The 3,837-nt window shown below is 63.3% G+C and carries 6 protein-coding genes; 1 reads left to right on the forward strand and 5 read right to left on the reverse strand.

Translation table 11 applies throughout. The features are described from left to right. Nucleotides 1-264: 264 nt before the first annotated feature. The 5 genes from VGD20_RS04485 to VGD20_RS04505 all read right to left on the reverse strand — a co-directional run bounded on the left by VGD20_RS04485 (nucleotide 265) and on the right by VGD20_RS04505 (nucleotide 3,495). Nucleotides 265-726, reverse strand: coding sequence for a nucleoside deaminase (locus tag VGD20_RS04485; protein WP_331133298.1), 462 nt, complete (start codon nucleotides 724-726; stop codon nucleotides 265-267). Next, nucleotides 716-1,720, reverse strand: coding sequence for an acyl-CoA thioester hydrolase/BAAT C-terminal domain-containing protein (locus tag VGD20_RS04490; RefSeq protein WP_331133299.1), 1,005 nt, complete (start codon nucleotides 1,718-1,720; stop codon nucleotides 716-718). Before VGD20_RS04490 ends, VGD20_RS04485 begins: the two co-directional genes overlap by 11 nt. A gap of 111 nt (nucleotides 1,721-1,831) precedes the next feature. Then, a complete protein-coding gene (locus VGD20_RS04495; RefSeq protein WP_331133300.1) occupies nucleotides 1,832-2,365 on the reverse strand; it encodes an SRPBCC family protein in 534 nt (177 codons plus the stop codon). Nucleotides 2,366-2,367: 2 nt separating this feature from the next. Then, on the reverse strand, nucleotides 2,368-2,745 hold the full coding sequence (locus VGD20_RS04500) for a metalloregulator ArsR/SmtB family transcription factor (protein ID WP_331133301.1): 378 nt from the start codon (nucleotides 2,743-2,745) through the stop codon (nucleotides 2,368-2,370). Between the two features lie 69 nt (nucleotides 2,746-2,814). After that, nucleotides 2,815-3,495, reverse strand: coding sequence for a hypothetical protein (locus VGD20_RS04505; protein WP_331133302.1), 681 nt, complete (start codon nucleotides 3,493-3,495; stop codon nucleotides 2,815-2,817). 101 nt (nucleotides 3,496-3,596) lie between these two features. On the opposite strand from VGD20_RS04505, the gene VGD20_RS04510 reads away from it, so the two are divergent. Further along, nucleotides 3,597-3,837: peptidylprolyl isomerase (locus VGD20_RS04510; RefSeq protein WP_331133303.1), on the forward strand; the 241-nt coding region annotated here is incomplete at its 3' end.

Consider the following 3,837-nt stretch of genomic DNA (forward strand, 5'->3'; position numbering starts at 1 on the left):
GTAGATAGAGATAATTGCGTTCAGTATTTTCAACCAGAGGCAGCCGCGGGAGGGGATGCTCGAGTTTGTGTTAATTCGAAAGCAAAGACACTTGTTTCAGTCGAGTTTGGAGAATGAATGCCCCGTCAGCGAGACGCACCACACGGCCGAGGCCATTTGGCTTGATTTGCTTGGCCATGGACCTCGGATCAAGTCCGGGATGACGACGAGAGATAGGTCAGCTTCCGGTCGAAACTCTCCGGTAGCAAACGGGCGCCGCGGGAATCAGCCCTGCCGCTGTCGCCAACCCGCGTAGAGATCGGGCATTCCCGCCAGTCGAACGGGCAGGTGGCGAATGTCCATCGTCTGTTCCGGAAAGGGCCTGGCGAGATCCTCGTAGATCGCCGCGGTCGACAGGCCATATGGTGCGCCGTCCTCGTTCGAAAAGGCATAGGTCACCGCCTTGATCCCCGCGAGGCGCATCGCCGCCATGCACATCGGGCAGGGGTGACCGCTCGCGAAGACCGCACAGTCGCCGAGATCGGGACCCAGCGCCTTGCTGGCAAGCCGGATGGCGTTGAGCTCGGCGTGCGATGTCGGATCGCCCGTCTCCAGTATCGCGTTCACGCCCGTTGCGACGATCTCGCCATTGCGGACGATCACCGCGCCGAACGGGCGGCCACCCTTTTCGACATTGGCATGGGCGAGCGCGATTGCTTCGCGCAGATAGTCTTCGTCATTTCCCATCGGCGGGCCTCCGGTCGGGTTCAAGCTCGGCTTTCAGAAATGCCGCAATCTTCGGCCAGCTGTCCATACGCGCCGCGGCATTTCCCGCTTCGGTGCCGCCAAGCTTTGCCCAGTATCGCCGTGCCTTGTCGTCGGCGAAGGGCGCACCCATCACGCCGTGCCCCGCGTCCTTGTACCGCAGCACGATGGGGGCAGGCGCGCCCTTCGCGGCTGCCCGCGCGACGATCTGATCGGTCATCGGGCAGCTCGGCCATAATTTCTCGGCCTCGCCGCAGACGAGCATCAGCTTGCCCTTATATCGTTCGACCGGGATGATCGCCGCCGGGTTCGTGTCCAGTTCCCTGAGTCCGTTCACGAAAACCGGCATCAATCCGTCGCTCCCCGGTTGTCCCTTGTAGGCTAGATGGGGCAGCGGCTTGCCGCCTTCGCTCCACGACGAGCTGAACGATCCGAACATGTAATTCTCTCCCGTCATGCCGTCCCAGACGACGCTCGACGGCATACCGAGCACCGCAGCGCGGATTCCCGGATAGCGTGTCGCGACGAGCAGACCCGCCTCGGCGCCCTTCGAATATCCGACAATGCCGAGCCGGCTGTCGTCGACCCCGGGCTGCCGTTTCAGCCAGTCGAGACCCCTGGCGAAATCCTCGAGGGGGATGTTCTTGAGCTTCGCCGATTTGCCCGGCGCATTATGATAGGCGAGCTGGAGCGTGTTGTAGCCCTCGGCCTGCAGCAGCAATGCCAGCGCGCGCATATCCTTGCCCAGCCCGCCTTCGGACCCGCCGAGCAGCAGGATCGCCGGATGCGGTCCGTCACCCCCGGCCGGAAAATAATTGGCGAAAATGCCGTTGGAGTCGACGCGCTGGCCGGTCGGCCCCGCCTCGACGATCTTCGCGGGAGCCGGCGGCTGCGTTATCATCCACGCCATGCCGCCCCCGCCGGTTACGACCAGCGCGCCCAGGATTCCGAATGCGATCTTCCATTTCCGTTTCATGGCCGCCCTCCATGTCTTTACTGTCTTATTCGTATATTACACTTCGCGGGGTTTTCACACAAAAGAAAGGGGCCGCTCGCGCAGCCCCTTCCTCTTCCGGAAACGGCTGGATCAGCCGAACAGACGCTCGGCATAGATACTGCGCAGCTGGGCGAAATTGTCCCAGTGCGGCGCCGCGGTTGTGCCGCGCAGACGCGCCTCGAGCACGTCGATATGGCTGTGCCAGCCCGCGCTGACGTTAAGCAGCACCGACGGGTCCTCGACGCGCTTGTGGACGATCGTCAGCAGCACCTCGTCGCCCTTTTGCTGCAGAGCGAAAGTCACGCCGCCGGTGCTGCCCCAGCTGATCGACAGCAGGCGCGGCGCGTCGATCGCGATGACTTCGCAGGTCATGCGATGCTCGTCGCCGAAACCTTCGGGACGTTCGCCGGGCGGGTCGGTCAGTTCGTCGTTGCGCCAGACGAGTTCGACCGGCGCGCCGGCCAGCTGCTCCATCGCACCCGATGCGAGCCACTGGCGGCGGAGATCGCTGTCGGTCAGATACGACCAGATGCGCTCGATCGGGCCGGGGAGCAGGCGGGTGATCGTCAGCGTCGCAGGTTCGGTAACGACGCCATAATTGTCTTCGGCGAGCATTATATTCATCGTCATTCTCCTTCTTTCCCGGGGAGGGGTTTCTTGGGGGGAGGGGGCGGCGCGTCCTCGGTTCGCAAGAGGCGTTCGAGGACGTCCAGCCGGTCGGTCCAGAAGCGGCGGTACATGCCCAGCCACTGGTCGGCGTTCATCAGCGGCACCGGATCGAGGCTGCAGACATGGGTGCGCCCTCGCACGTCGCGGCGGACCATCCCGGCATTTTCCAGCACCTTGATATGTTTCGACGCCGCGGCGAGCGACATCGCGAAGGGCTCGGCGAGTTCGCCGACGGTCCGTTCGCCGGCGGCGAGTTCGCCGAGCATCGTGCGGCGCGTCGCATCGCCAAGAGCGTGAAAGATCGTATCGAGCGTGTGCGAATCATATTCAACCATGCAGTTGAATATTGGCTGGCCGGACTCGATTGTCAACCGATTAGTTGAATGACATTCCTCAACCTTGGTCTACCGCTCGCCTGCGATACGATTTCGTGCATCTTCGCTGTAGAGCGACCAGTTGGCGGGACATGTCTTCACGGGCTTGGGCAGTCCCTGCATGCCCTCGATGATCCAGCAGTCGTTGAAGATCGAACAGTAGCAGGAGCGGACCTCGAGTTTCCACCGTTCCTTGTTGAACGCCTGCCAGACCGCTTCATTCGCGGGCGTCCGGGGCAGGTTGATGAGGTTCTGCGTTTCCCCCGGCCGGATCGCGACACCGGTCGAGGGCGAGGTCGAATAGGACAGCGATTTTCCCCGCCGGTCGCCGCAGCAGGCGACGAACAATTCGGCCGGATTGGCGATTACCTTGCCCTTGTAGCGAATCTCGATCGGACCGAGGATCGCCGGGCCGACGCCATTGTTGGTCAGCGACAGCGAAATGTCGGGCTTGCCATCCTTGGAGGCGTTGCTGGTGCCGAAGGTAACGAAAGGCATCACCCCGCCGGTCTGCATCTTCTGCGTCGCGTCGGCCTGCACGAACGCGAACCAGGCGAGCGCAAGCGAAGCGATCAGCGCGGGCAGGCCGATCAGGAAATGCGCGATCGTGATGATCGGCAGGTACCGCAGGAAGCGTGATCCCAGAGCCGCCGCGGCCGACGCGGGGACGATCGGTTCGCGCGCTGTTTCACGGTCCGGATTCTCGCTCATCGCGGCTTTCCCCTTCATCGAATCGCGTCGCCGCTTGGCGGGGCGGCGGACTGCGTATAGCTTCGGCTGCCCCGACTTGTCCGATACAGAGTGATTCCGTGATGTTCCAGACGCTGATCCTTTCGCTTGCCCTGGCCGCCCAGGCCCCCGCCCTCCCGCCGCAGACGACCCAGTTGCCGCCGCCCGTACCGCCGGTGCCTGCACCCGTTGTCCCGGTGGTCGAGGCTGACACCCGGCCTTATGTGGCGCTCGTCACCGATCTCGGGACGATCACCGTGCGTCTCGAGGACAAGCGTGCACCGGTCACCGCCGCAAACTTTTTGCGCTATGGCGATACAAAGC

This window comes from Sphingopyxis sp. (assembly GCF_036402335.1).
Classification (GTDB): Bacteria; Pseudomonadota; Alphaproteobacteria; order Sphingomonadales; family Sphingomonadaceae; genus Sphingopyxis.